This window comes from Mesorhizobium muleiense (genome assembly GCF_900099905.1).
Taxonomy (GTDB): Bacteria; Pseudomonadota; Alphaproteobacteria; order Rhizobiales; family Rhizobiaceae; genus Mesorhizobium; species Mesorhizobium muleiense.
Genome location: NZ_FNEE01000002.1, coordinates 276,263 through 299,905, shown reverse-complemented (window position 1 = coordinate 299,905; position 23,643 = coordinate 276,263). Strand labels below are relative to the sequence as shown.

Here is a 23,643-nt window from a genome sequence, read left to right as displayed (position 1 = left end):
AAGGCGGGTTGCGGCTCGCAGCAAGTGCTTCCCTACTCCCCTACTCCCTTAACCCAAAAACTTCCTCGCCGCATAAAGGCTCACCGCCGCCGCATTCGACACGTTGAGCGAGCGGATGGCGCCGGGCATGTCGAGCCGGGCGAGCGTCGTCACCGTTTCACGCGTCTTCTGACGCAAGCCCTTGCCCTCGGCGCCCAGCACCAGCGCGATCCTTTCCCCGGCAAAACTTTTCTCGAGTTCCGCCGGCCCGTCGGAATCGAGGCCGATGGTCTGGAAGCCGGCCTCGTGCAACTGGCCGAGCGCGTCGGCGAGGTTTTTTACCTCGATCTGGTCGATATGCTCCAGCGCGCCGGAGGCCGACTTTGCCAGCACGCCGGATTCATGCGGACTGTGGCGCGCCGTGGTGATCAGCGCGCCGGCGCCGAAGGCGACCGCCGAGCGCAGGATCGCGCCGACATTATGCGGATCGGTGACCTGGTCGAGGACCAGCACCAGCGTGGTATCGCCGAGCGCATCGAGGCGCTTGGGTTTTAGCGGCTCGGCTTCGATCAGCACGCCCTGATGCACGGCGTCAGAGCCGGTGACCTTGTCGATGTCTTTCGGCTCGACCATCTCTGTCTCAAAGGGCAGGGCGGTGAGGTCGGCGATAGCCAGCCGCTCGGCGGCGTTGCGCGTCACCAGCATCTTCTTGATCCGCCGGCGCGGATTGTCGAGTGCTGCTCGCACCGTGTGCAGGCCGTACAGCCGCACCAGCCCATCCGCGGCGGTCTCTCCTGGTGGTACCGGCTGGCGCGGCCTGAACGCCGGCGCGCCGCCGCTCTTCTCGTCGCGATGCGCGCGGCGCAGCTTGGCGTAGTGGGTGTCTTTCGGGGTCTTGGGCTTGTTGTCGTTGCTCATGGCCGGTTCTATAGCCGTGTCGTTCGCCCATGGATACAGCCGCAAAACCCTGCTCGTCGGGTCGTCAACAAATTCAGCGCGTTTTGCCGGGATGTTGCGGTTGACAGTTTTGGGCGCTGCCGCCATAAGGCGCTTCGCGACGGGCTGCTCCTGCGGCCGCGACGCGTCGATGCCTCGTTGCATGGCTCCGGCGGCAGACTGGAGAGGTGCCCGAGTGGTTAAAGGGGACGGACTGTAAATCCGTTGGCTATGCCTACGTTGGTTCAAATCCAACCCTCTCCACCACTGCCGGCCCGGAAGCCCTGAAACGCAAGCCTCGGACCGAAAAGTGCATAGCGGTTTTCGGGTGAAATGCGCGGGTATAGCTCAGTGGTAGAGCAGCAGCCTTCCAAGCTGAATATGCGGGTTCGATTCCCGCTACCCGCTCCAAGCATGCTGTTGAAGTCATTATCGAAAATAACTTCCTTGAAAATGCGCCGTGTCACTGCGTGTGCCTGAGCGGCAATGCCGTCAGCCACATCGCCAGGTCTTCAGTCGGCGCCTCCGGCAGCATGCTCTTCATATTGAGGCAGGTCGTCGGCGATCGTGAACCACTTCGCCTTGGAGCCGACAAAGATGTGCTGCGTTGGACGGATGGCCGGCTCGTCGACGAGGGTTCCCATGGTGACGTGGACGAAGGCGCCGTCGCGGACGACCGAGTAGAGCAATGAGCCGCAGGTCTTGCAGTGCACGTTGTGGCCGGTCTCCTCGCCAAAGATCAGGAGGTTGTCCTCGCCCTTGGTCAGGCTCAGTCTCTCACGCTCGATGCCGGCAAACGGCTTGAAGGCCGAACCGGTGGTGCGCCGGCAGTCCGAGCAGTGGCAGTTGGCGGCGTAGATGAACTCGTCGGCCACCGCGTATTGCACGGCGCCGCACAGGCATTTTCCGGCAAGCATGCGGTTGCCGACGTTCTCCTGGCTTGTCACAGTTTTCTCCATTTTTTGCGGGCAGCGGCCAAGTTGAAATCTGTGGTCCGTTGTTTTGGTCACCACTGCCCAAATTATGCGACGACGGTCAGTCGGCGCCGCCGCTCGTCGAGCGACACGATGGTCAGCCCGCTGGCCACCACCAGCAGGATACCGCCGATCGCCAGTGCGTTCGGCAATTGCTGGAACACCACCAGGCCGGAAATGACCGCCCAGACGGTGAAGCAGTAGTAAAACGGCGCCACGACGCCGGTTGGCCCGGCGCGATAGGCCATGAAGATGAAGAAATGGCCAAAAATCAGGAACAATCCGGCCCCGGCCATCAGAAGAAAATGATGCGTCTCGGGCGCCACCCAACGCTCCGACATCAGATGCGCGACGCCTGATCCGACCAGCACCACCACCACCGCGGAAATTGCGACGATCATGCCAGGCACGTCGGCGGCGACCCGGCGCCCGGCGAGATCGCGCGCGGCGGCGAACGCCGCGTTGCCGAGCGCCAGCAAGGCGTAGACCGAGATTCCCTGCATCGTCGGCTGCGCCACCATCACCGCTCCGATGAAGCCGAGCCCGATCAGCGCCATGCGCAAGCCGCCGATCCGTTCGCCGAACAGGACAGAGGAGCCAATCAGCATGAGCAGCGGCGTGATCTGTCCCAGGGCGGTCGAATCGGCGATCTGCATGTTGGCGAGCGCCACCACGTAGCAAAGGATTGCTGCCAGCTCGAGCAGGTTTCTTTGCAACACTCTCCTGTCGAGGATCAGCGGGATCTGCCTGGCGTAGCCCAGCGCAAACAGCAACGGGATTCCCCACAGCGTTGCCGCCGTCCCGCGCAGAAACAGCACTTCATAGGGCGGCAGCCCAACCGTCGCGAGCTTCAACATGGTGTCGTTGGCGACATAGGACCCGGTCGACAGGATCATGAACAGCGGGCCGCGGATGGCGATCGGAATGAAATGCATCGGATCAGGAAATCAGACCGGCGTCACACCGGCAATGGGCCAGATCCGGCAGTAAAATCCGGCAAGGCGGACAGGCGGAAGCAGCGATGTCCATTCGCTGAATGGCGATACCCGCGGAACCTATGTCAGGCCATTCCATTTCTTCTTGTTCGTTCCTATATCCGCGCCACATCCCCGAAAACCGGATCATGGGTTCAGACCGGGTGAGAAAGCCCCGGCCACAAGACACCCCGGACACAAGGCACTTGTGTTTTTCGGCCGCAGTCGCTAATCGCCCCGCATTCGACTGAACTGAAGGTCCCGGCCGTCCAAGGAAAGAGACTATGGCAAAAGGTAAATTCGAGCGTACAAAGCCTCATGTGAACATCGGCACGATTGGCCATGTCGATCATGGCAAGACGTCGCTGACGGCGGCGATCACCAAGTATTTTGGCGAATACAAGCGCTACGACCAGATCGATGCGGCGCCCGAGGAGAAGGCGCGCGGCATCACCATCTCGACGGCGCATGTCGAATACGAGACGGCCAACCGCCACTACGCCCATGTCGACTGCCCCGGCCACGCCGACTACGTCAAGAACATGATCACCGGTGCTGCGCAGATGGACGGCGCGATCCTGGTTGTGTCGGCCGCCGACGGCCCGATGCCGCAGACCCGCGAGCACATCCTGCTGGCCCGCCAGGTCGGCGTGCCGTCGATCGTGGTGTTTTTGAACAAGGTCGACCAGGTCGACGACGCCGAGCTGCTCGAATTTTTTTTTTTGTTCCGCAAGCTGCTCGACCAGGGCCAGGCCGGCGACAACATCGGCGCGCTGCTGCGCGGTGTCGACCGCGAAGGTGTCGAGCGCGGCCAGGTTCTGGCCAAGCCGGGCACGGTCAAGCCGCACAAGAAGTTCGTCGCTGAAGCCTACATCCTGACCAAGGACGAGGGCGGCCGTCACACGCCGTTCTTCACCAACTACCGTCCGCAGTTCTACTTCCGCACGACCGACGTGACCGGCATCGTGTCGCTGCCGGAAGGCACCGAGATGGTGATGCCGGGCGACAACATCACCGTCGATGTCGAGCTGATCGTGCCGATCGCCATGGAAGAGAAGCTGCGCTTCGCCATCCGTGAAGGCGGCCGCACCGTCGGTGCCGGCATCGTCGTCACCATCAAAGAGTAATCGATACCGGCATCCGCCGGATCGACAGGGAAGGGCGGTCTTCGGGCCGCCCTTTCTTCGTTTACTGGCTCCACGCAGAACAATTTTGCGCGGTCGTTTCAAAGCTATTGCAAGCACCACCGCCGCCACTATTATAGGTTGCATCAAGGGGGCTTTTGCCGAGCGTGGTTTGGGGACGCCGTTTAAGCAGTATGGCCGGGTGGTGGCGCGGGCTGGTTCGCCTGGCGCCGGTAGTCGCAATCGCGATGGCTGCCTTTGCCGCGAAAGCCGAGGATGTGTCCGATCCGGAGACTTGGAAGACATTATCCGTTCCGAAGCCGGTGTCTGATGAAGTCTTCCCAACATGGGTCGATCCGAAAATATGGTCCGATGATATTTCGCCGATGCGGTTCGCCGTCGTTCGCAGCAGCGCGCCGGGCTGTGAGCCCAGCTGCCCGGAATGGATCTCGGCGGAAGGCGCCATCGAGGCGGGCACGCCAGCGCAACTCAAGCGCATATTGAAGAAGCTCGGCCGTCGCAAACTGCCGATTATCGTCAATTCCCCGGGCGGCAATGTCGATGCAGCGCTCCAGCTTGGTCGTATAATCCGCAAAAACAAGCTCGATATCGCCGTCGGTATAACCAGGTTTTCCGATTGTTGGCCCGGGATGAAGGATTGCCGTGCCAATGACGGCAAGGGCGCCGCATATTTCGGCATTGCGTCCGACGGCGGCGCCATGTGCAACTCCGCATGTCCGCTGATGTTAGCCGGAGGCGTCGGACGCGTGGTCGGCGGTTCGGCCCATCTGGGCGTCCATCAGATCACTACGACCCATTTCCGCACCAAACGGCAATATCGAACCACCTATCGGGTTGTGCGCGGCAAAAAATATAAGGTCACCACAGAAACCGTCACTCAAGACGATATCGGCTACAAGACCTATGAGATGAGCAAGGCGCTTGAGAGGAGGCTGTCGGCCTATCTCAGGGAGATGGGTGTCGGGCGGGGCGTTCTGGACACAATGAAGGCCACGCCTGCCAGCGATATCCGGCAGATCGCCCTCGACGACATGCTGACGATGAAGCTGGTCACCAGCAGGGCCTCCCTCGACATACTTACGCAGGCGGGCATATGCCGGCGGAGTCCGGCGCCGCCGAACTGCAGAGAGATCCCTGCGAATGCCAAGCCGGCCAAGACGGCAGTGGTGGCCGTCCGAGGGGCCGTTCCAGCCACTCCGTCGGCCCGTCCAGCGCCGGTCGACAATTCGATGCGTTTCGTCCTGGTCCGAAGCAGCGATCCGAAATGCGGTCTCGATTGTCCCGAATGGATTGCAGCGCAAGGCACGATCACTCCCGATACGCAGAAGATATTTCGCCAATTGCTCGACACGGTCGGCGGCCGGCGTCTGCCGTTGATCGTGAGTTCGCCGGGGGGCGATTTGCTCAGCGCCTTGGCCATCGGAAGGTTGATCCGCGACCGCAAGCTTGACGTCGCGATTGCGCGCACCGATTTTACCGGGTGCAAGCCGCAGGACAAAGGGTGCGCGCCAACGAATGGGTTCTATCCTGGTGTCGTGACCGAATTAGGTGCGGGGTGCGATGCCGCCTGTCCGATCATGCTTGCTGGGGGCGTCAGACGTTTCGTGGGCCCCAATGTGCCAGTCAGCGTTCAATCACTGGCATTCGCGGAGCGGATACGCTCTTATCTAGCGGAAATGTCGGTCAGGCAGCATCTGTTTCCGCCGATGCCGCTCGACCGCTTTGATTATAAGCGTAACCGGCTCCCGCTCGAACCCGGCACAATGTTGACGATGGGACTGACGACGGGACCTGAATCGGCGAACCATTTGGTGGGGCCAACTGTCTGTAAAACCGAACCGAGGCCGCAAAATTGCCCGGCGACATCGGCGCTCAAGGTCGACGCACAATTCCCACTCAAGCCGTAGCCGTTGAAATACCCAAAGCCCTACTTCGAAGGGCGGGTCTTCGGGCCGCCCGTCTCGCTTTTGGATACGGCCGGCATACTTTTTTGGGTACGGCGGGCGCTTGCGCCATCGTCGCAAAACGCTGTTGCAAGCCGGCAAAGCTGAACTAGTATGGATCGCATTGCGGGGGGCTTCCCGAATGGTTTCGTGGCACCGTCTGAATGGCCAGGCATGGTGGATGGTGATCTGCCTGGCGTCGTTCCTGGTCATGGGAGACGCTGCCTTCGCGGCGAACACCAAAAAATCCGCGCCGGATCTTGGTCCGACGATGCGGTTTGTCGTCGTCCGCAGCAGCGCGCCTGGTTGCGAACCGACCTGCCCGGAATGGATATCGGCTGAAGGCTCGATAGAGGCCGGCACGCCGGCCCTGTTCAAACGCACGCTCAAGGGGCTTGGTGGCCGAAAACTGCCCGTTGTCGTGGATTCTCCCGGCGGCAATGTCGAAGCGGCACTGGCGCTTGGCCGGCTGCTCCGCAAGAACAAGCTCGATATCGCGGTCGGCAAAACCCGGTTCACCGGCTGCCAGCCCGATGCCAAGGGCTGCAAGGAAAACGACGGCAAGGGCGCTCGCTATTTCGGCAATGCCTATGCCAGCAGCGCCATCTGCAATTCAGCCTGTCCGCTGATGCTTGCCGGCGGCATCAAGCGCGTCGTCGGGCAATGGGCCTTTCTCGGCGTACATCAGATCACCACGACCTACATCCGCACGAAATTGCAGTACCGGACCACCTATCGCGTGGTCGGAGGCAAGAAGAAGATCGTCAGCAAGAAGATCGTCGGCCGCAAGAACGCCGGCAGCTACAAGACCTACGAGATGAGCAAGTCGGTGGAGAAAAGACTGGCTGCCTATCTGAACGAAATGGGCGTCGGCCAGGCCGTGCTCGAGACGATGAAGAACACGCCGGCCAGCACCATCCAGCAGCTGGCTCCCTACGACATGCTGCAGGCGAAGCTGGTGACCAGCCTGGATGCCGTCGACCTGCTGACCGCGCCAACCCTTTGCAACACCGATCCGGTGGCCGCGAACTGCAGGGAAATACCGGCGCCGGCCGGCGACGTGGTGGCGTACGCCAAGCCCGCTCCCGCCGCGCCGGTCGAACCTGAAACCGGGCAGCCGGCCGATGTTGGCGATATGCGCTTCGTCCTGGTTCGCGGCAGAAGTTTTCTCTGCGATCCCAATTGTCCCGAATGGATCTCGGCGGAAGGCACGATCAGCGCTCAAACGCCGGAACGGCTGCGCCAACTGCTGGACACGATCGGTGATCGGCGACTGCCCGTGGTGATCAACTCGCCGGGAGGCGACGTGCTCGGCGCTCTGGCCGCCGGAAGATTGATCCGAGAACGCAAGCTCGACGTGGCAGTTGCGCGGACGGACTTCATTGGATGCGAGCCGAACAAGGCGGATTGCACCGCCAGGGATGGCGTCCATGTCGGGCTGACGATCGATGCGAGCGGCGCGTGTGGCGCGGCCTGTCCGATCATGCTTGCCGGCGGTGTCAGACGCCTTGTCGGTCCTCGCGCGCAGTTGACCGTGCACTCGATGGGGCTGGAGCAGCGGGTCAAGACCTATCTCAGGGACATGTCGGTCGGACCCGGTCTGCTGGCGGCGATGCGGTCGGTGCCGGCCTCGCGCCATCGGCAGCTCGAACCCGAGATGATGCTGAAAATCGGGCTGACGACCGGGCTCGAATCGGCAGATGAATTTACCGGTCCGACCATCTGCAAGTCGCAGCCAGTGCCGGAGAATTGCCGCGTCGTGTCGATGTCCGAGGTTCAGGCCGAGGCGGCCGTCAAGCTGTAAGGCGCAGTCACGCCCCAGCCGAGCGCGATAGGGCGAGGCGGGGTAGTCCTTCCTGAATGCGCCACAATCCGCCGCGACGTTCGACCGATTCGGCAATGAACAAGGTTTGACGATGCTGATCGCTCATCTTCCGGCTGGCTACATACTCGGTACTTTCGCACGAAACCGTTGGCCCGGCAGATCGGGGATCATGGCGGCGGCAATGCTCGGCAGCGTCGTCCCGGACCTCGACATGGTCTATTTCCATTTTGTCGATGGCGGACGAACCCATCACCACGCCTACATCACGCACTGGCCGCTCTTCTGGGCAGCGGTTGGCCTTGTGGCAGTGTCGGTCGCGAAATGGCGGGATCCGCGATATCTGGCCCCCGTCGGCGCCTTCTTTGCCGCCGCAATGATACACATGATCCTGGACTCAGTGGCGTCGCCTATCATGTGGCTAATGCCGTTCGACCGGCGCGCGCTCGAACTCGTCACGGTTCCGGCGATGTATCGCAACTGGGTCATGAGCTTCATGTTGCATTGGACTTTTGCCCTCGAACTTCTGATATGCGCCTGGGCGCTGGCCCTCGGATTTCGACGATTGCAGCCCGGCGCGGCCACGCCTGAAAACTCGACTTGAGTTCTTGTCCGCTTTATGAAATAGCAGCGCGCGATACGGGCATAGCTCAGTTGGTAGAGCGGCGGTCTCCAAAACCGCAGGTCGTAGGTTCGAGCCCTGCTGCCCGTGCCATTCTTCGAAATGGCCAATTCATGAAACCCGTGCCATTTTTCGAAATGGTCAATTCAAGAAAAAGTCTGGTCTTCCGCGCATCGACCTTTTGAAAATCGCGCGGTGGCTTGCCATATAGGCTGTCTTGAGGCATAAGAGCGCCATAGCCGGAACGGGACGACTGGATGGTTCCGAGGCGGCGTTTGGCATAAAGCGGACACTTGCCACTTGCGTGGATCAAGAATCGGTTTTATGTAGACGAAACAGACACGCGACGCGTGGAGCTGGGAAGCCGGCTTTACGCGTCCGATTTGCATGGGCGAAATGATTGCGCTGATTCGGCGCGGACACAGGCTCAGGCGGCACATCCCGGCCAGCGGGATCATCCAGGAGATCCGGTCAACGGGTCTTGCAGACAGAGCGGCACATGGCTTCGAAAACCACAAATCCATTCGTCTTTCTCCAGCAGGTTCGCGCGGAGACCGCCAAGGTGACTTGGCCGTCGCGTCGCGAAACGATGATCTCGACGGTGATGGTTCTGGCGTTCGCTGTGATCGCGATGATCTTTTTCTTTACTGCCGATCAGCTCATGGGCCTCGCGGTCGAGCAGATTCTGGGCATTGGACGCTGAGTCCGGCGATTACGGAGAAGCCTTGAAATGACTGCGCGGTGGTACATCGTCCACGCCTATTCGAACTTTGAAAAAAAGGTCGCTGAGGACATCGAGAACAAGGCCAAGCAGAAAGGCCTGTCCGCTGACATCGAGCAGATCGTGGTGCCTACCGAGAAGGTCGTCGAGATACGCCGCGGCCGCAAGGTCGATGCCGAGCGCAAGTTCTTCCCGGGCTACGTGCTGCTGAAGGCCAACCTGACCGACGCAGTGTTCTCGCTCGTGAAGAACACGCCGAAGGTCACCGGCTTCCTGGGTGATTCGAAGCCGGTGCCGATCACCGAGTCCGAGGCCCAGCGCATCCTGAACCAGGTGCAGGAAGGCGTCGAGCGGCCGAAGCCGTCGGTCACTTTCGAGATCGGCGAGGCGATCCGCGTCTCGGACGGTCCGTTCGCCTCGTTCAACGGTTTCGTCCAGGAAGTGGACGAGGAGCGGGCGCGGCTCAAGGTGGAAGTTTCGATCTTCGGGCGCGCCGTGCCGGTCGATCTCGAATTCGGACAGGTCGAAAAGGGCTGATCCGAAATCCTTGTCGCCAATTCGGCGGTGAGGGAGGCGGCGTGGAAATCGCCGCCAAAACGGGTGGGAGGCGAATGCGGCTTTAGCCCGCTGCAGGAACCGCACCACCAGACTGCAACCGCCGGTGTTGCCCAGATTTGGGGCCGGCATGAGATAAAGGCAGGAAGAGATGGCTAAGAAAATTGCAGGCCAGCTCAAGCTCCAGGTTTCCGCGGGCTCGGCGACGCCGTCGCCCCCGATCGGACCGGCGCTTGGTCAGCGCGGCATCAACATCATGGAGTTCTGCAAGGCGTTCAACGCGCAGACCCAGGAAATGGAAAAGGGATCGCCGGTTCCGGTCGTGATCACCTACTACCAGGACAAGTCGTTCACCTTCGTCATGAAGACGCCGCCGGTGAGCTACTTCCTGAAGAAGGCCGCAAACCTGAAGTCGGGCTCGAAGGAGCCGGGCAAGGTCAAGGCCGGCACGATCGGCCGCGACAAGGTGCGCGCCATCGCCGAGCAGAAGATGAAGGATCTGAACGCGACCGATATCGAGGGGGCCATGCGCATGGTCGAGGGCTCCGCCCGCTCGATGGGTCTGGAAGTGGTGGGCTGAGATCATGGCAAAGATTGCAAAGCGTGTATCGAAGACCCGCGAAGGCATCGATCCCAACAAGGCCTATGCCTTGGGCGATGCGCTGAAGCTGCTCAAGGACCGGTCCTCGGTGAAGTTCGACGAGACCGTTGAAATCGCGATGAACCTGGGTGTCGACCCGCGCCATGCCGACCAGATGGTCCGTGGCGTGGTCAACCTGCCGAACGGCACCGGCCGTACCGTCCGCGTCGCGGTTTTCGCGCGTGGCGACAAGGCCGAGGAAGCCAAGGCGGCCGGCGCCGATATCGTTGGCGCCGAGGATCTGGTCGACATCGTCCAGAAGGGCACGATCGACTTCGATCGCTGCATCGCCACGCCGGACATGATGCCGCTGGTCGGCCGTCTGGGCAAGGTGCTCGGCCCGCGTGGCATGATGCCGAACCCGAAGGTCGGCACTGTCACCACCGACGTTACCGCCGCCGTCAAGGCGTCGAAGGGTGGCGCGGTCGAGTTCCGCGTCGAGAAGGCCGGCATCGTTCATGGCGGCGTCGGCAAGATCTCGTTCGACGTCAAGGCGCTGGAAGAGAATGTTCGCGCCTTCGCTGACGCGGTCACCAAGGCGAAGCCGGCTGGCGCCAAGGGCAACTACGTCAAGAAGGTGTCGGTCACCTCGACAATGGGCCCGGGCCTCAAGCTCGACGTCTCGACGCTGGCAGCGTCCTGATACGAACCATTCGGATCTGCCGCTAAAGGGCTGATCCACAAACAGAATTCCGGGCCTCCGATTTATCTTGGCGGCCCGGTACCGGAAGTCGGAAGGCTTCCGGACATCCTGTCCGAGATTGCGGGCGGCCCCAGGCCTTGGTTCAAGGGGGGCCTTAATTCATGTGGGCCTGCATGAGACGGGTGAAGACCGGACAACGGAGCGACTGCTCCAATGAAAGGTTCGAACCGTGTTTGCCTTTTGTCTGCGCACCATTCGGCTTGCCGGCTGGTGTGGCGAAAGGGGGCAGGATCCTCGAGCGTCGTTCGGGAGATCCGTTACTGGATGGCCCGGCCGGCAAAAGGCAACCCGACGCCTGTCCTCGTAATGGGAATGTTCCCGTTAACAGGATTGGGGTCAACTGGAGATAGGCAGTGGACAGAGCGGAAAAACGCGAACTCGTCACGGGCCTGAATGAAGCGTTTTCGGGCGCTGGTTCAGTCGTCGTGGCCCACTACGCCGGTATTACCGTCGCGCAAATGAACGACCTTCGGTCGAAAATGCGTGTCGCCGGTGGCACCGTCAAAGTCGCGAAGAACCGTCTCGCCAAAATCGCTCTTCAGGGCACGGACTCCGCATCGATCATCGACCTGTTCAAGGGACAGACGCTGATCGCCTATTCGGAGGATCCGATTGCGGCGCCGAAGGTCGCGTCCGATTTCGCCAAGGGAAATGACAAGCTCGTCATTCTCGGCGGCGCAATGGGCACCACCTCGCTCAACGCCGACGGTGTGAAGGCACTCGCCACACTTCCGTCGCTCGATGAGCTGCGCGCCAGGCTGGTTGGCATGATCGCTACGCCGGCAACCCGGATCGCCCAGATCGTCAATGCGCCTGCGGCTTCGGTCGCGCGCGTCATCGGCGCTTACGCCCGGAAGGACGAGGCGGCATGAGGCCGTTCCTCGCTATCACAAACACACGTTCGAACCTTATGAAGGAATATTGCAATGGCTGATCTGGCAAAGATCGTAGACGACCTTTCGAAGCTGACCGTCCTCGAGGCGGCCGAGCTGTCGAAGCTTCTGGAAGAAAAGTGGGGCGTTTCCGCTGCTGCTCCGGTGGCGGTTGCTGCCGCCGGCGGTGCTGCGGCGGCTGCTGCTCCGGTCGAGGAAAAGACGGAATTCGACGTCGTCCTCACCGAGGCGGGCGCTCAGAAGATCAATGTCATCAAGGAAGTTCGCGCCATCACCGGTCTTGGCCTCAAGGAAGCCAAGGACCTGGTCGAGGCGGCTCCGAAGCCGGTCAAGGAAGCTGTTTCCAAGGCCGACGCGGACAAGTTCAAGGCCCAGCTGGAAGCAGCCGGCGCCAAGGTCGAACTGAAGTAAGCGTTTGATATCGGCGGGCGGCTTCGCGCCGTCCGCCGCTCCCTTGGCGCGAAGGGAGGCTGCGTAACGCGAAGAGTACGAAAACCTCTTTCCTGAGGGCCGTAAACCGGCCTTCAGGAAACGGGTTTTCTCCCGTTTTGGCCGGCTATCGACAGGTGGCGGGTGAACAAATAAAGGCCGCCGCCGAAGGTGGCCGAGAATGCAAGGCGAGCCGCGGCGAGGCTCGCCCCGAGAATCGAGCTAAGGAGCGACGATGGCCCAGACACAAACTTTCAATGGCCGCAGACGCGTACGCAAATTCTTCGGAAAGATTCCGGAAGTTGCGGAGATGCCGAACCTGATCGAGGTTCAGAAGGCATCCTATGACCAGTTCCTGATGGTCGAGGAGCCCAAGGGCGGGCGTCCTGACGAGGGACTGCAGGCGGTTTTCAAATCGGTGTTCCCGATTTCCGACTTTTCCGGCTCCTCGATGCTGGAATTCGTGAAGTACGAGTTCGAAGCACCGAAATTCGACGTTGACGAATGCCGTCAGCGCGACCTGACCTATGCCGCGCCACTCAAGGTGACGCTGCGCCTCATCGTGTTCGATATCGACGAGGATACCGGCGCCAAGTCGATCAAGGACATCAAGGAGCAGGACGTCTATATGGGCGACATGCCGCTCATGACCTTGAACGGCACCTTCATCGTCAATGGCACCGAGCGCGTCATCGTCTCGCAGATGCACCGTTCGCCGGGCGTCTTCTTTGACCATGACAAGGGCAAGTCGCATTCGTCGGGCAAGCTGCTGTTTGCCGCGCGCGTCATCCCCTATCGTGGATCGTGGCTCGACATCGAGTTCGACTCGAAGGACGTCGTGCACGCCCGCATCGACCGCCGCCGCAAGATTCCGGTGACGTCGCTGCTGATGGCGCTCGGCATGGACGCCGAGGAGATCCTGTCGACCTTCTACAACAAGATCACCTACAAGCGCGCCGGCGACCACTGGCGCATCCCGTTCAACGTCGAGCGTTTCCGCGGCCTCAAGGCTGTCGGCGACCTGGTCGATGCAGACACCAACGAGGTCGTCGTCGAGGCCGGCAAGAAGATCACCGCACGCCAGGCCCGTCAGCTCGGCGAAAAGGGTCTCAAGGCGATCAAGGCGACCGACGAGGATCTGCTCGGCAATTACCTTGCCGAGGACATCGTCAACTATGCGACCGGCGAGATCTTCCTCGAAGCCGGCGACGAGATCGACGAAAAAACGCTAAAAGTGCTTCTCGCCGCCGGCGACGACGAGATCAAGGTTCTCGACATCGATCACGTCAATGTCGGCGCCTATATCCGCAACACGCTCAACGTCGACAAGAACGAGAGCCGCCAGGACGCGCTGTTCGACATCTACCGTGTCATGCGCCCCGGCGAGCCGCCGACGCTGGAAACCGCCGAAGCCATGTTCAACTCGCTGTTCTTCGACAGCGAGCGCTATGACCTGTCGGCCGTCGGCCGCGTCAAGATGAACATGCGCCTCGAGCTCAAGGCCGAGGACACCGTGCGCGTGCTGCGCAAGGACGACATCCTGGCCGTGGTCAAGACGCTGGTCGAACTGCGTGATGGCAAGGGCGAGATCGACGACATCGACAATCTCGGCAATCGCCGCGTGCGCTCGGTCGGCGAGCTGATGGAGAACCAGTACCGCGTCGGCCTCTTGCGCATGGAGCGCGCGATCAAGGAACGCATGTCCTCGATCGAGATCGATACGGTGATGCCGCAGGACCTGATCAACGCCAAGCCAGCGGCTGCCGCCGTGCGCGAGTTCTTCGGTTCCTCGCAGCTGTCGCAGTTCATGGACCAGACCAACCCGCTGTCGGAGATCACCCACAAGCGCCGTCTCTCGGCGCTTGGACCCGGTGGTCTGACCCGCGAGCGCGCCGGCTTCGAGGTGCGCGACGTGCATCCGACGCATTACGGCCGCATCTGCCCGATCGAGACGCCGGAAGGCCCGAACATCGGTCTGATCAACTCGCTGGCCACATTTGCGCGCGTCAACAAGTATGGCTTCATCGAGAGCCCGTACCGCAAGATCGTCAACGGCAAGCTGACCAATGAGGTCGTCTATCTCTCCGCGATGGAAGAGGCCAAGCACCACGTCGCCCAGGCCAATGCCGAGCTCGACAAGAATGGTGGTTTCGTCGACGAATTCGTCATTTGCCGCAATGCCGGCGAAGTGATGATGGCGCCGCGCGAAAACGTCGATCTGATGGACGTGTCGCCGAAGCAGATGGTGTCGGTGGCCGCGGCCCTGATCCCGTTCCTCGAGAACGACGACGCCAACCGCGCGCTGATGGGCTCGAACATGCAGCGTCAGGCCGTGCCGCTGGTGCGCGCTGAAGCGCCGTTCGTCGGCACCGGCATGGAGCCGATCGTCGCCCGTGACTCCGGCGCCGCCATCGGCGCCCGCCGCGGCGGCATCGTCGACCAGGTCGACGCGACGCGTATCGTCATCCGCGCCACCGAAGATCTCGATCCCGGCAAGTCGGGCGTCGACATCTACCGGCTGATGAAGTTCCAGCGTTCGAACCAGAACACCTGCATCAACCAGCGTCCGCTGGTGCGCATGGGCGACCTGGTCAACAAGGGCGACATCATCGCCGACGGTCCGTCGACCGAGCTTGGCGATCTGGCGCTCGGCCGCAACGTGCTGGTCGCGTTCATGCCGTGGAACGGTTACAACTACGAGGACTCGATCCTCTTGTCCGAGCGCATCGTCGCCGACGACGTCTTCACCTCGATCCACATCGAGGAGTTCGAGGTCATGGCGCGCGATACCAAGCTCGGGCCGGAGGAAATCACCCGCGACATCCCCAATGTCTCGGAAGAAGCGCTGAAGAACCTCGACGAGGCTGGCATCGTCTATATCGGTGCCGAAGTGCAGCCGGGCGACATCCTGGTTGGCAAGATCACGCCGAAGGGCGAAAGCCCGATGACGCCGGAAGAAAAGCTTCTGCGCGCCATTTTTGGCGAAAAGGCATCGGACGTGCGTGACACTTCCATGCGCATGCCGCCCGGGACCTTCGGCACCGTCGTCGAAGTGCGCGTCTTCAACCGCCACGGTGTGGAGAAGGACGAGCGCGCCATGGCGATCGAGCGCGAGGAGATCGAACGCCTCGCCAAGGACCGCGACGACGAGCAGGCGATCCTCGACCGCAACGTCTATTCGCGCCTGTCCGACGTTCTCGTCGGCAAGGATGCGATTGCCGGGCCGAAGGGTTTCAAGAAGGGCTCGAAGCTGTCGAAGGATACGCTCGACGAGTATCCGCGTTCGCAGTGGTGGCAGTTTGCGGTGGAGAACGAAAAGCTCCAGAGCGAACTGGAAGCCCTGCGCGGCCAGTACGACGATTCCAAGAAGGCGCTCGAACAGCGCTTCATGGACAAGGTCGAGAAGGTGCAGCGCGGCGACGAGATGCCTCCCGGCGTCATGAAGATGGTCAAGGTCTTCGTGGCCGTGAAGCGCAAGATGCAGCCCGGCGACAAGATGGCCGGCCGGCACGGCAACAAGGGTGTCGTGTCGCGGATCGTTCCGGTCGAGGACATGCCGTTCCTCGAGGACGGCACGCATGCCGATATCGTGCTCAACCCGCTGGGTGTGCCGAGCCGCATGAATGTCGGCCAGATCCTGGAGACGCATCTGGGCTGGGCTTGCGCTGGAATGGGCAGGAAGATCGGCGAGCTGATCGACGCCTACAAGACAGGCGGCGACATCAAGCCGCTGCGCAAGACGCTCGAGAGCTTCATGCCGGCCAACGACCGCAACGAGCCGGTCCGCGACTATGACGACGAGAGCGTCGTTCGCCTCAGCGAGCAGATGCGCCGCGGCGTCTCTATCGCGACACCGGTGTTCGACGGCGCGCACGAGGCCGACATCAACATCATGCTGGAGCAGGCGGGCCTGCACACCAGCGGTCAGTCGCAGCTCTATGACGGCCGCACCGGCGAGCCGTTCGATCGCAAAGTGACGATGGGCTACATATATATGCTCAAGCTTCACCATCTTGTGGACGACAAGATCCACGCGCGTTCGATCGGGCCGTACTCGCTCGTTACCCAGCAGCCGCTGGGCGGCAAGGCGCAGTTCGGTGGCCAGCGCTTCGGCGAGATGGAGGTCTGGGCGCTCGAAGCGTACGGCGCCGCCTACACGCTGCAGGAGATGCTGACGGTGAAGTCGGACGACGTCGCCGGCCGCACCAAGGTCTATGAGGCGATCGTCAGAGGCGACGACACCTTCGAGGCCGGCATCCCCGAGAGCTTCAACGTTCTCGTCAAGGAAATGCGGTCTCTGGGCCTCAATGTCGAGCTGGAGAACACCAAGCTCGACGACAATCCGATCCGGCTGCCCGACGCGGCCGAATAAGCAAGACGTCCGGTCGCGGATCCCCGCGACCGGACGCACCAAATTCTCGGCCGATGGCCGATCAAGTCGGCGGGCGTTTGGCCCGCGCTAGATGCAAGGGGTTTTCGATGACCCCGAAAAGGAGAACGGCATGAACCAAGAGGTCATGAATCTCTTCAATCCCCAGGCGCCTGCACAGGTGTTCGATTCCATCCGGATTTCGCTCGCCAGCCCTGAGAAGATTCTGTCCTGGTCGTTCGGCGAGATCAAGAAGCCGGAGACCATCAACTACCGCACCTTCAAACCGGAGCGCGACGGCCTGTTCTGCGCGCGCATTTTCGGCCCGATCAAGGACTACGAATGCCTGTGCGGCAAGTACAAGCGCATGAAGTACAAGGGCGTCATTTGCGAGAAGTGCGGCGTCGAAGTCACGCTGTCGCGCGTCCGTCGCGAGCGCATGGGCCATATCGAGCTGGCCGCGCCGGTCGCCCATATCTGGTTCCTGAAGTCGCTGCCGTCGCGTATCGGCACGCTGCTCGACATGACGCTGAAAGACATCGAGCGCGTTCTCTACTTCGAGAACTACATCGTCACCGAGCCCGGCCTCACCGCGCTGAAGGAGCACCAGCTCCTCAGCGAGGAAGAATACATGATGGCCGTCGACGAATATGGCGAGGATTCGTTCACCGCCATGATCGGCGCCGAGGCCATCCACGACCTTCTGGCCGGCATGGACCTGGAGAAGATCGCCGGCGACCTGCGTTCGGAGCTGGCTTCGACCACGTCCGAGCTCAAGCAGAAGAAGTATCTGAAGCGGCTCAAGGTCGTCGAGAACTTCATGGAGTCCGGCAACCGTCCGGAATGGATGATCATGAAGGTGGTCCCGGTGATCCCGCCGGACCTGCGCCCACTGGTTCCCCTGGATGGCGGCCGCTTCGCCACGTCCGATCTCAACGATCTCTATCGCCGCGTCATCAACCGCAACAACCGCCTGAAGCGGCTGATCGAGCTGCGCGCGCCCGGCATCATCGTGCGCAATGAAAAGCGCATGCTGCAGGAAGCCGTCGACGCGCTGTTCGACAACGGCCGTCGCGGCCGCGTCATCACCGGCGCCAACAAGCGCCCGCTGAAGTCGCTGTCCGACATGCTGAAGGGCAAGCAGGGCCGGTTCCGCCAGAACCTGCTCGGCAAGCGCGTCGACTATTCCGGCCGCTCGGTCATCGTGACCGGTCCGGAGCTCAAGCTGCACCAGTGCGGCCTGCCGAAGAAGATGGCTCTCGAACTGTTCAAGCCCTTCATCTATGCCCGTCTCGACGCCAAGGGTTATTCCTCGACCGTCAAGCAGGCGAAGAAGCTGGTCGAGAAGGAGCGTCCGGAGGTCTGGGATATCCTCGACGAGGTTATTCGCGAGCATCCGGTGCTTCTGAACCGTGCGCCGACGCTGCACCGCCTCGGCATCCAGGCGTTCGAGCCGATCCTGATCGAAGGCAAGGCGATCCAGCTTCACCCGCTGGTCTGCACGGCCTTCAACGCCGACTTCGACGGCGACCAGATGGCGGTTCACGTGCCGCTGTCGCTGGAAGCACAGCTTGAAGCCCGCGTGCTGATGATGTCGACCAACAACATCCTGCACCCGGCTTCCGGCGCGCCGATCATCGTGCCGTCGCAGGACATGGTCCTGGGTCTCTACTATCTCTCGATCGTCAACCAGAACGAGCCGGGCGAGGGCATGGTGTTTGCCGACATGGGCGAACTCCAGCACGCGCTCGAGACCAAGGCGGTGACGCTGCACTCCAAGATCAAGGGCCGCTTCCGCTCGGTCGATGCGGACGGCAAGGTCGTGTCGAAGATCTACGACACCACGCCCGGCCGCATGATCATCGGCGAGCTTCTGCCGAAGAACGTCAATGTGCCGTACGAGACCGCCAACCAGGAGATGACCAAGAAGAACATCTCCAAGATGATCGACACCGTCTACCGCCATTGCGGTCAGAAGGAGACGGTCATTTTCTGCGATCGCATCATGGCCCTCGGCTTCAGCCACGCCTGCCGCGCCGGCATTTCGTTCGGCAAGGACGACATGCTGATCCCGGATGCCAAGATCAAGCTGGTTTCCGACACCGAGGCCTTGGCCAAGGAATACGAGCAGCAGTACAATGACGGCCTGATCACCCAGGGCGAGAAGTACAACAAGGTCGTCGACGCCTGGGCCAAGTGCTCGGAAAAGGTCGCCGACGAGATGATGGCCCGCATCAAGGCGGTCGAATTCGAGGACAATGGCCGTCAAAAGCCGATGAACTCGATCTACATGATGTCGCACTCCGGTGCGCGCGGCTCGCCCACCCAGATGCGCCAGCTTGCCGGTATGCGCGGCCTGATGGCCAAGCCTAGCGGTGAAATCATCGAGACGCCGATCATCTCCAACTTCAAGGAAGGCCTGACCGTGCTCGAGTATTTCAACTCGACCCACGGCGCCCGCAAGGGTCTGGCCGACACCGCCTTGAAGACGGCGAACTCGGGTTATCTCACCCGTCGTCTGGTCGACGTGGCGCAGGACTGCATCGTCAACTCCGTCGACTGCGGCACCGACAAGGGCCTCACCATGCAGCCGATCGTCGATGCCGGCCAGGTCGTCGCTTCCGTCGGCCAGCGGGTTCTCGGCCGCACCGCGCTCGACGACATCACGCATCCGGTCACCGGTGAGGTTCTGGTCAAGGCCGGAACCCTGATGGACGAACGCGACGTCGAGCAGATCGAAAAGGCCGGCGTCCAGTCGGTCCGCATCCGCTCGGCGCTGACCTGCGACGTCAGGGTCGGTGTCTGCGCGGTCTGCTACGGACGCGATCTGGCCCGCGGCACCCCGGTCAACCAGGGCGAGGCTGTCGGCGTCATCGCGGCGCAGTCGATCGGCGAGCCGGGCACCCAGCTCACCATGCGTACCTTCCACATGGGCGGCACGGCGCAGGTGGTGGACTCGTCGTTCCTTGAAGCCTCGTATGAGGGCAAGGTCGAGATCCGCAACCGCAACGTGGTGCGCAACTCCGACGGCCAGCAGATGGTCATGGGCCGCAACATGGCGGTGCTGATCCTCGACGAGGCCGGCAAGGAGCGCGCCACGCACCGCCTCACCTATGGTTCGCGCATCTTCGTGGACGATGGCGACAAGGTGAAGCGCGGCCAGCGCATCGCCGAGTGGGATCCCTATACCCGCCCGGTCCTCACCGAAATCGAGGGCAAGGTGGCGTTCGAGGATCTGGTCGACGGCATTTCCGTCCAGGAAACGGCCGACGAATCGACCGGCATCACCAAGCGCGAGGTCATCGACTGGCGTTCGACGCCGCGCGGCAACGACCTCAAGCCGGCGATCGTAGTCCAGGACGCCAAGGGCAAGGTCGGCAAACTGTCGAAGGGCGGCGACGCTCGCTTCCTGCTCTCGGTCGAGGCCATTCTTTCGGTCGAGCCGGGTGCACAGGTTCGCCCCGGCGACGTGCTGGCGCGTATCCCGATGGAAAGCGCCAAGACCAAGGACATCACCGGCGGTCTGCCGCGTGTTGCCGAACTGTTCGAGGCACGCCGTCCGAAGGATCACGCCATCATCGCCGAGATCGATGGCACGATCCGCTTCGGCCGCGACTACAAGAACAAGCGTCGCATCATCATCGAGCCACATGACTCGACGCTTGAGCCGGTCGAATACCTGATCCCGAAGGGCAAGCCGTTCCATCTCCAGGACGGCGACGTCATCGAGAAGGGCGACTACATCCTCGACGGCAATCCGGCGCCGCACGACATCCTGGCGATCAAGGGCGTGGAGGCGCTTGCGTCCTACCTCGTCAACGAGATCCAGGAGGTCTACCGTCTGCAGGGCGTGTCGATCAACGACAAGCACATCGAGGTGATCGTTCGCCAGATGCTGCAGAAGGTCGAGATCACTGCGCAGGGCGACTCGACCTACATTCCGGGCGACCACGTCGACGTGATCGAGCTGGAAGAGGTCAACGAGCGCCTGGTCGAAGACGGCAAGAAGCCGGCCGAAGGCCAGCCGGTGCTGTTGGGCATCACCAAGGCCTCGCTGCAGACGCCGTCCTTCATCTCGGCCGCCTCCTTCCAGGAGACGACCCGGGTGCTGACCGAAGCGGCGGTTGCCGGCAAGACCGACATGCTGCAGGGGCTGAAGGAAAACGTCATCGTCGGCCGTCTGATCCCGGCCGGCACCGGCGGCACGATGAGCCAGATCCGGCGCATCGCCACCTCGCGCGACGAGCTGATCATCGACGAGCGCCGCAAGGCGTCGGGCGTCGAGGTCGCCGACCCGATGCTGACCGACATGGCTTCCGCCGCGCAGTAAGCGCGGCGGGTAAGATCTCAGGCAACGAAGCCGTCGGGGCAACCCGGCGGCTTTTTTATATGGTGAAGTTGGGGGATTCTTGCGAAGAGGACCCCCACCCTAACCCTCCCCACAAGGGGGAGGGAACGCTGCCGCGCGCATTTCTCCCCTTTGGCGCCGAAGGCAGGCAAGTTGCCAAGGTCAGCGCCAGCGGAAGTCTCCCTCCCCCTTGTGGGGAGGGGTTAGGGGTGGGGGTACATCGTAGAGCGAAAGCCTCGGCTTGCGACAGCCCTGCCTTAAGGGATCCCAAGGGGAGATTGTATGGCGCTTCCGCTTTCGCCAACTACCAACGCTGGGCAGGCGGGTCGTTCATAGCCGCATTGTAAGCGTCAATCGAAAAACGCTTCCACCACATTGCGCTTGCCGAGCATAAAAGCGTCGGCGACATGCTGCAACGGAGCGAGATCGACATCGGAAACGCCGGCGCGCACGATCTCGGCGAAGCGCTTGTAGAGCATCGGATATTCGGCTTCCGGCTCGTCGTGAACGACGCGGCCGTCGACCGCGAGTTTTGCGCCGCCGCCAGAAAGCACCATCGCGCCCTTGTCCGTCTCGGCCAGGATGTCCCAGCTTTGCGGGCCGGTCTGGCGCCAGTCGAGTTCCATCGCCACCGGCAAGCCGTTCGAGGTGCGGAAGGCGATGTGCGCGGCGATCGGGGCGGCGCGGTTTTCGGGAAAATCGAGGATTGCCGAGGTGATGAACATCGCCGGCAATATGTGGGTCGCGATCGACAGCGCGTTGATGCCGGGATCGAACACGCCGAAGCCGCCTGGCGCCCAGATCCAGTCCTGGTTGGGGTGCCAGCGGCGCACGTCCTCCTTCCAGTTGATGGCAGCCGACCTGATCTGGGTCGAGCCTAAAAATGCACGTGCGGCTTCCACCGCCGGCGCATAGCGCGAATGCCAGCTGGCGAACAGCGAGACGCCATTTGCCGCCGCCAGCGCTTTCAGGTCTTCGACCTCGCTGACCGTGGCGCCGGGTGGCTTTTCCAGAAAAACATGCTTCTTCGCCGCCAGCGCCGTCCGCGCGGCGTCGTAGCGGAACTGCGGCGGCATGCAGAGCGATACGGCCTCGAGTTCCGGCACCGCGTCGAGCATCGTCTCGATATCAGGAAAATTCGCGATGCCGTCCACCTTGCCGTGCCGGCTGGCGGCGGCGGTGAGCAGGTAGTCGCGATCCTTGGCCAGGGCCGGCAGGTGCTGGTCGCGAACAATCTTTCCCACGCCGACGATGCCGAGCTTGATGGGACCGCTATTCAGGGACATGGGAACTCCGCAGGTTGATATTGCGCTTGGTTCTTAGCAGAGAACCGATGCCGGGCAAGCAGTGCCAGACCGCGACGGCCCCAAACCGCGACGGCCAGGGACATGGCTGGTCACAGCGGCACGTCGAAGGTGACGATCGACACTTCGCCTTCGAGCGCGCCCTGATAGGCCGACAAATGCGGCTCTTCGTCGGGCACGCCGTCGAGGTCGCCGATCTGGTCGAGCTCAGCCTCGGCGTAGCCTTCGGCCGCGAGTGATTCGAGCGCCCGGCGCACCGCCGAATCGTCGTCGGGCGCGACCAGCATGAGGTGGACGCCTTCCGGCTTGCCGCCCTTTCTTTTCCACGCCCGGCCGGTGATGATGGTGACCGGGCGCTCATCATTGTCGTTCACGGGCCGATTCCTCCGGGCGAGGGGATTTGCGCTGTTCATGTCGCTTTTTCGCATGAAGCGTGGCTATGCAACAGCCGACGGCCGGTCACTTTCTTCCTTGCTCTTGCAAAATGGCGAAAGAAAATTACATGCGCTTTTCGCATGGCTGCCAAGCCTCGGTTTCAGCGTAATATTTGGTGCTCCGGGGTTGACGGGCAACAGGCTTGCGAGTAGAAGCCGCCCAGTCAGAACCGATGTGAGGCTCTCCCTTCCGAAGCGACACGCTTTGGAGTTTGCCTCAAACAGGGTTCGTTTTACGAGCGAAAAGACATTTCCGGCGTGCATGAAGCGGTTTCCGCTTCCTCTGCCATTTGTTCGGGCAAGACCGCGAGGCGCGGTTTGTGGCCCGACTTTGCGTATGGAAATGACGCTTTGAGCGGCCCTGACCGGGCGAGACACGGAATTGAGAGACAAGAGGGTTTAATGCCTACCGTCAACCAGCTGATCCGCAAGCCGCGCATTGCGCCGGTGAAGCGCAACAAGGTCCCGGCCATGCAGCAGAACCCGCAGAAGCGGGGCGTCTGCACGCGCGTCTACACAACGACGCCGAAGAAGCCGAACTCGGCGCTGCGCAAGGTGGCCAAGATCCGCCTTACCAATGGTTTTGAAGTGATCGGCTACATCCCCGGCGAAGGCCACAACCTTCAGGAACACTCGGTGGTGATGATCCGCGGCGGCCGCGTCAAGGATCTTCCGGGCGTCCGCTACCATATCATCCGCGGCGTGCTCGACACGCAGGGTGTGAAGAACCGCAAGCAGCGCCGTTCGAAATACGGCGCCAAGCGTCCGAAGTGACCGAAGCGTAGCCAAGGTCATCCCGGACGGCGCCAGGCGACGATCCGGGATCCAGGCCACCACGCAGAATTGAGGCAG

18 protein-coding genes and 3 tRNA genes are annotated in these 23,643 nt (G+C 62.1%); 16 read left to right on the top strand and 5 right to left on the bottom strand.

Annotation, left to right across the window (positions count from 1 at the left end; genetic code table 11):
• Positions 1–48 precede the first annotated feature (48 nt).
• Positions 49–897 carry a TrmH family RNA methyltransferase gene (locus BLT09_RS05375; protein WP_091591781.1) on the bottom strand — a complete coding sequence of 283 codons (849 nt, stop codon included), beginning with the start codon at positions 895–897 and terminating at the stop codon, positions 49–51.
• 200 nt (positions 898–1,097) lie between these two features.
• On the opposite strand from BLT09_RS05375, the gene BLT09_RS05370 reads away from it, so the two are divergent.
• Both BLT09_RS05370 and BLT09_RS05365 read left to right on the top strand, forming a co-directional pair.
• Positions 1,098–1,182: transfer RNA gene (locus BLT09_RS05370), tRNA-Tyr, on the top strand.
• 70 nt (positions 1,183–1,252) lie between these two features.
• Positions 1,253–1,326: transfer RNA gene (locus BLT09_RS05365), tRNA-Gly, on the top strand.
• A gap of 101 nt (positions 1,327–1,427) precedes the next feature.
• Here the strand turns inward: BLT09_RS05365 and BLT09_RS05360 are convergent.
• Together BLT09_RS05360 and BLT09_RS05355 are read right to left on the bottom strand one after the other, a co-directional pair.
• Positions 1,428–1,874: a GFA family protein gene (locus BLT09_RS05360; protein WP_167366343.1), complete on the bottom strand. Its 447-nt coding sequence runs from the start codon at positions 1,872–1,874 to the stop codon at positions 1,428–1,430.
• Positions 1,875–1,936: 62 nt separating this feature from the next.
• The gene (locus BLT09_RS05355) at positions 1,937–2,824 is read right to left on the bottom strand and encodes a DMT family transporter (RefSeq protein WP_091591214.1); all 888 of its coding nucleotides are present in this window, start codon (positions 2,822–2,824) and stop codon (positions 1,937–1,939) included.
• Between the two features lie 323 nt (positions 2,825–3,147).
• Between BLT09_RS05355 and BLT09_RS05350 the strand changes: the two genes are divergently transcribed.
• The 13 genes from BLT09_RS05350 to rpoC all read left to right on the top strand — a co-directional run bounded on the left by BLT09_RS05350 (position 3,148) and on the right by rpoC (position 21,035).
• Positions 3,148–3,990: a GTP-binding protein gene (locus tag BLT09_RS05350; protein ID WP_091591212.1), complete on the top strand. Its 843-nt coding sequence runs from the start codon at positions 3,148–3,150 to the stop codon at positions 3,988–3,990.
• Between the two features lie 245 nt (positions 3,991–4,235).
• A complete protein-coding gene (locus BLT09_RS05345) occupies positions 4,236–5,915 on the top strand; it encodes a COG3904 family protein (protein WP_236473507.1) in 1,680 nt (559 codons plus the stop codon).
• A 178-nt stretch (positions 5,916–6,093) separates the two neighbouring features.
• Positions 6,094–7,755, top strand: coding sequence for a COG3904 family protein (locus BLT09_RS05340; protein WP_091591210.1), 1,662 nt, complete (start codon positions 6,094–6,096; stop codon positions 7,753–7,755).
• Between the two features lie 112 nt (positions 7,756–7,867).
• On the top strand, positions 7,868–8,377 hold the full coding sequence (locus BLT09_RS05335) for a metal-dependent hydrolase (RefSeq protein ID WP_091591208.1): 510 nt from the start codon (positions 7,868–7,870) through the stop codon (positions 8,375–8,377).
• A gap of 35 nt (positions 8,378–8,412) precedes the next feature.
• Positions 8,413–8,488 (top strand) — tRNA-Trp (locus BLT09_RS05330).
• Positions 8,489–8,894: 406 nt separating this feature from the next.
• Positions 8,895–9,098, top strand: a complete 204-nt coding sequence (secE, locus tag BLT09_RS05325) for a preprotein translocase subunit SecE (protein ID WP_013531408.1) — start codon at positions 8,895–8,897, stop codon at positions 9,096–9,098.
• Between the two features lie 27 nt (positions 9,099–9,125).
• Positions 9,126–9,653, top strand: coding sequence for a transcription termination/antitermination protein NusG (nusG, locus tag BLT09_RS05320; protein WP_091591206.1), 528 nt, complete (start codon positions 9,126–9,128; stop codon positions 9,651–9,653).
• A gap of 169 nt (positions 9,654–9,822) precedes the next feature.
• Positions 9,823–10,251 carry a 50S ribosomal protein L11 gene (rplK, locus tag BLT09_RS05315; protein WP_023798121.1) on the top strand — a complete coding sequence of 143 codons (429 nt, stop codon included), beginning with the start codon at positions 9,823–9,825 and terminating at the stop codon, positions 10,249–10,251.
• 4 nt (positions 10,252–10,255) lie between these two features.
• Entirely contained in the window at positions 10,256–10,954 is a 699-nt protein-coding gene (gene rplA / locus BLT09_RS05310) for a 50S ribosomal protein L1 (protein ID WP_027155818.1), read from the top strand.
• Between the two features lie 413 nt (positions 10,955–11,367).
• The gene (gene rplJ, locus BLT09_RS05305; RefSeq protein WP_023798119.1) at positions 11,368–11,886 is read left to right on the top strand and encodes a 50S ribosomal protein L10; all 519 of its coding nucleotides are present in this window, start codon (positions 11,368–11,370) and stop codon (positions 11,884–11,886) included.
• Positions 11,887–11,940: 54 nt separating this feature from the next.
• Positions 11,941–12,318, top strand: coding sequence for a 50S ribosomal protein L7/L12 (rplL, locus tag BLT09_RS05300; protein WP_023680442.1), 378 nt, complete (start codon positions 11,941–11,943; stop codon positions 12,316–12,318).
• A gap of 253 nt (positions 12,319–12,571) precedes the next feature.
• Complete coding sequence (gene rpoB, locus BLT09_RS05295; protein ID WP_091591204.1) at positions 12,572–16,708, top strand: DNA-directed RNA polymerase subunit beta; 4,137 nt, start codon at positions 12,572–12,574, stop codon at positions 16,706–16,708.
• A gap of 130 nt (positions 16,709–16,838) precedes the next feature.
• On the top strand, positions 16,839–21,035 hold the full coding sequence (rpoC, locus tag BLT09_RS05290; protein WP_091591775.1) for a DNA-directed RNA polymerase subunit beta': 4,197 nt from the start codon (positions 16,839–16,841) through the stop codon (positions 21,033–21,035).
• A 368-nt stretch (positions 21,036–21,403) separates the two neighbouring features.
• Here rpoC and BLT09_RS05280 read toward each other — a convergent pair whose 3' ends face one another.
• Both BLT09_RS05280 and BLT09_RS05275 read right to left on the bottom strand, forming a co-directional pair.
• Positions 21,404–22,339 carry a Gfo/Idh/MocA family protein gene (locus BLT09_RS05280; RefSeq protein ID WP_091591203.1) on the bottom strand — a complete coding sequence of 312 codons (936 nt, stop codon included), beginning with the start codon at positions 22,337–22,339 and terminating at the stop codon, positions 21,404–21,406.
• Positions 22,340–22,449: 110 nt separating this feature from the next.
• Positions 22,450–22,731 carry a hypothetical protein gene (locus BLT09_RS05275; protein ID WP_023798115.1) on the bottom strand — a complete coding sequence of 94 codons (282 nt, stop codon included), beginning with the start codon at positions 22,729–22,731 and terminating at the stop codon, positions 22,450–22,452.
• A 462-nt stretch (positions 22,732–23,193) separates the two neighbouring features.
• On the opposite strand from BLT09_RS05275, the gene rpsL reads away from it, so the two are divergent.
• Positions 23,194–23,565 (top strand): 30S ribosomal protein S12, encoded by a 372-nt coding sequence (gene rpsL, locus BLT09_RS05270; RefSeq protein WP_006333356.1) that lies wholly within the window; start codon positions 23,194–23,196, stop codon positions 23,563–23,565.
• The last annotated feature ends 78 nt before the right edge of the window (positions 23,566–23,643 follow it).

Bases quoted from the DNA above. Each gene is read 5' to 3' on its own strand.
- BLT09_RS05375 (WP_091591781.1), bottom strand. From the start codon at position 897: ATGAGCAACGACAACAAGCCCAAGACCCCGAAAGACACCCACTACGCC.
- BLT09_RS05360 (WP_167366343.1), bottom strand. From the start codon at position 1,874: ATGGAGAAAACTGTGACAAGCCAGGAGAACGTCGGCAACCGCATGCTT.
- BLT09_RS05355 (WP_091591214.1), bottom strand. From the start codon at position 2,824: ATGCATTTCATTCCGATCGCCATCCGCGGCCCGCTGTTCATGATCCTG.
- BLT09_RS05350 (WP_091591212.1), top strand. From the start codon at position 3,148: ATGGCAAAAGGTAAATTCGAGCGTACAAAGCCTCATGTGAACATCGGC.
- BLT09_RS05345 (WP_236473507.1), top strand. From the start codon at position 4,236: ATGGCTGCCTTTGCCGCGAAAGCCGAGGATGTGTCCGATCCGGAGACT.
- BLT09_RS05340 (WP_091591210.1), top strand. From the start codon at position 6,094: ATGGTTTCGTGGCACCGTCTGAATGGCCAGGCATGGTGGATGGTGATC.
- BLT09_RS05335 (WP_091591208.1), top strand. From the start codon at position 7,868: ATGCTGATCGCTCATCTTCCGGCTGGCTACATACTCGGTACTTTCGCA.
- secE (WP_013531408.1), top strand. From the start codon at position 8,895: ATGGCTTCGAAAACCACAAATCCATTCGTCTTTCTCCAGCAGGTTCGC.
- nusG (WP_091591206.1), top strand. From the start codon at position 9,126: ATGACTGCGCGGTGGTACATCGTCCACGCCTATTCGAACTTTGAAAAA.
- rplK (WP_023798121.1), top strand. From the start codon at position 9,823: ATGGCTAAGAAAATTGCAGGCCAGCTCAAGCTCCAGGTTTCCGCGGGC.
- rplA (WP_027155818.1), top strand. From the start codon at position 10,256: ATGGCAAAGATTGCAAAGCGTGTATCGAAGACCCGCGAAGGCATCGAT.
- rplL (WP_023680442.1), top strand. From the start codon at position 11,941: ATGGCTGATCTGGCAAAGATCGTAGACGACCTTTCGAAGCTGACCGTC.
- rpoB (WP_091591204.1), top strand. From the start codon at position 12,572: ATGGCCCAGACACAAACTTTCAATGGCCGCAGACGCGTACGCAAATTC.
- rpoC (WP_091591775.1), top strand. From the start codon at position 16,839: ATGAACCAAGAGGTCATGAATCTCTTCAATCCCCAGGCGCCTGCACAG.
- BLT09_RS05280 (WP_091591203.1), bottom strand. From the start codon at position 22,339: ATGTCCCTGAATAGCGGTCCCATCAAGCTCGGCATCGTCGGCGTGGGA.
- rpsL (WP_006333356.1), top strand. From the start codon at position 23,194: ATGCCTACCGTCAACCAGCTGATCCGCAAGCCGCGCATTGCGCCGGTG.